Here is a 2,680-nt window from a genome sequence, read left to right on the forward strand (position 1 = left end):
CCTGCCCTGCGGCTCCACCATCGGCCCGATGACCGCCGCCCGCACCGGCATGCCCACCGTGGACGTCGGCGCGGCCCAACTGGCCATGCACTCGGCCCGCGAAATGATGGGCGCCGCAGACGTTCCCGCCTACGCGGCCGCACTGGCCGCCTTCCTGACGCCGGAGCTGACCCGCTAAGCGTCGACCGGCTCGACGCGGTCCGTGGCCGGGCGGTACATCAGTGCCGCCACCACGAAGGCCCCGAACGTGAACAGCACGTAGCTGTTTCCGATGAGCTGCTGCCACCAGTTCCAGGTGAGTTCGCGGTCGCCGTTGTGCGGGAGCAGCCACATCGGGCCGATGGCGAACATGACCACGGCCAGGCCGACCGCGCCCAGGAACCACGGGTTGCGGCGGCCGCGAGCGATGGCGTCGGCGGCCACCAGCAGCGCGGGCGCGACCCACACCCAGTGGTGCGACCAGGACACCGGCGAAACCAGCAGCACCGCAGCGGCATTCACCATCAGCGCGGCGACCGTCTCGCCGTCGTCCAGCAGCCGTTTCATCCACACCGCGGCCAGCGCGATGGCGACGACCGACAGGATCAGCCACAGCAGCGTGGACACCGAGGTGGAGTAGCCCAGCCGGAAGACGAATCCCTTGATGGACTGATTGCCCGCGTACCAGGGCGGTCCGATGCGCCCGGTGTCCGACAGTGTGTGGAACCAGTACTGCACGGAATCGTGCGGGAAGATCGCGAATCCCACCAGGACCGCGCCGGCGGTGGACGCGATCAGGGTGAGCGCGCCCTTCCAGTCCTTGCGCAGCAGGAAGTAGAGCAGATAGCCGCCGGGGGTCAGCTTCACCGAGACGGCGATGCCGATCAGCATGCCGCGCGGCCAGAACGGCTTGCGGGCCAGGCAATCCAGCGCCACCGCGGCCATCAGCACCAGATTGATCTGCCCGAACCCGTAGGTCTCGCGCACCGGTTCCAGCAATTGCAGCAGCCCCACCGCGCCGATGACGATCGCGAGCCGGGTCGGCCGGGCCAGGCTGGGCCGCAGCCGATCCATGACCAGCCACAGCGTCACCCCGAGCGAGGCGACCGACACGATCAGCACCGCCCACTCGGCGACGGCCAGCGGCATCAGGGCCAGCGGCGCGAAGAACAGCGCGGCCAGCGGGGGATAGGTGAACGGCAGCCCGATCCCGTAGACCGCGGGCATCGGCCCGTACAGGTCCCGGCCGTCCAGCCAGGCCCGCGCACCGTTGCGGTACACCCGTAGGTCGATGTACCCGTGCCACTTCGTCACGTAACTGATCACCGCCGACACGGTGAACAGCGCGACCGCCAGCAGCAGCAACTTCCGCTGCTGTGGCGTCAGCTTTCCCGGCGTGGGCATGGGTTTCTCGGTCGGATCCGCGACCCCGGATCGATCGTTCACCGGCTCAGAGTAGCGGGTACCCCGTCGCGGTCGGTTTCATGGGCGCGGGTGTGTGATCCTACGAAGAAAGTGGTCTCGAGCACAGCGACAGCCGGGGTAAAGCACGAAAACGCAGGCAATTAGACTCGGTTCGTATTTCTCGCCGACTTCCAGCAACGCCGGCAATCGCTCTCGACCTGCCCGGCCGAAAGGACTCTGGTATTCCCGTGACCAGCCACGTCGACACGGTCAGCAACGCCGCGGCCACCTCGGACCACCCGCAGCCCTACAAGGAACTCGGCCTCAAAGACGATGAGTACGCCCGGATCAAGGAGATCCTGGGCCGGCGTCCCACCGACGCCGAGCTCGCCATGTACTCGGTGATGTGGTCGGAGCACTGCTCCTACAAGTCCTCCAAGGTGCACCTGCGCTACTTCGGTGAGACCACCACCGAGGAGATGAAGGCGTCGATGCTCGCCGGTATCGGCGAGAACGCGGGTGTGGTGGACATCGGCGACGGCTGGGCGGTGACCTTCAAGGTCGAATCGCACAACCACCCCTCCTATGTGGAGCCCTATCAGGGCGCGGCCACCGGCGTCGGCGGCATCGTGCGCGACATCATGGCCATGGGCGCGCGCCCGATCGCGGTGATGGACCAGCTGCGTTTCGGCGCGGCCGATCACCCGGACACCCGGCGTGTGGTCGACGGCGTGGTGCGCGGCGTCGGCGGCTACGGCAACTCGCTGGGTCTGCCGAATGTGGGCGGCGAGACCGTGTTCGACCCGTCCTACCAGGGCAATCCGCTCGTGAACGCGCTGTGCGCGGGCGTCATGCGGGTCGAGGACCTGCACCTGGCCTTCGCCTCCGGGCAGGGCAACAAGATCATTCTCTTCGGTGCGCGCACCGGCCTCGACGGCATCGGCGGCGTGTCCGTGCTGGCCTCGGACACCTTCTCCGGCGACGAATCCGGTTCCGGCCGTAAGAAGCTGCCGAGCGTTCAGGTCGGCGACCCGTTCGCCGAGAAGGTGCTCATCGAGTGCTGTCTCGAGCTGTATCACGCCGGACTCGTGGTGGGCATCCAGGACCTCGGCGGCGCCGGATTGTCCTGCGCCACTTCCGAACTGGCCGCGGCCGGTGACGGCGGCATGCTCATCGACCTGGACCAGGTCCCGCTGCGCGCCGCCAATATGACCGCCGCCGAGATCCTTTCGAGCGAGTCGCAGGAACGCATGTGCGCGGTCGTGACGCCCGAGAACGTGGACGCCTTCATGGCCGT

Annotated in this window: 2 protein-coding genes and 1 pseudogene; 2 read left to right on the plus strand and 1 reads right to left on the minus strand. The window is 67.9% G+C overall.

Translation table 11 applies throughout. The features are described from left to right. Positions 1-178: pseudogene (locus ACWELQ_RS43190) on the plus strand (M18 family aminopeptidase); the annotation flags it as partial. On the opposite strand, the gene ACWELQ_RS43195 reads toward ACWELQ_RS43190, so the two are convergent. After that, positions 175-1,425, minus strand: coding sequence for a glycosyltransferase 87 family protein (locus ACWELQ_RS43195; protein ID WP_452402765.1), 1,251 nt, complete (start codon positions 1,423-1,425; stop codon positions 175-177). The pseudogene ACWELQ_RS43190 and the gene ACWELQ_RS43195 sit on opposite strands and share 4 nt — an antisense overlap. Before the next feature lie 206 nt (positions 1,426-1,631). Here ACWELQ_RS43195 and ACWELQ_RS43200 point away from each other — a divergent pair. After that, a partial coding sequence (locus tag ACWELQ_RS43200; protein WP_452402766.1) for an AIR synthase related protein occupies positions 1,632-2,680 on the plus strand: 1,049 nt, incomplete at its 3' end.

The organism is Nocardia sp. NPDC004722, assembly GCF_053601505.1.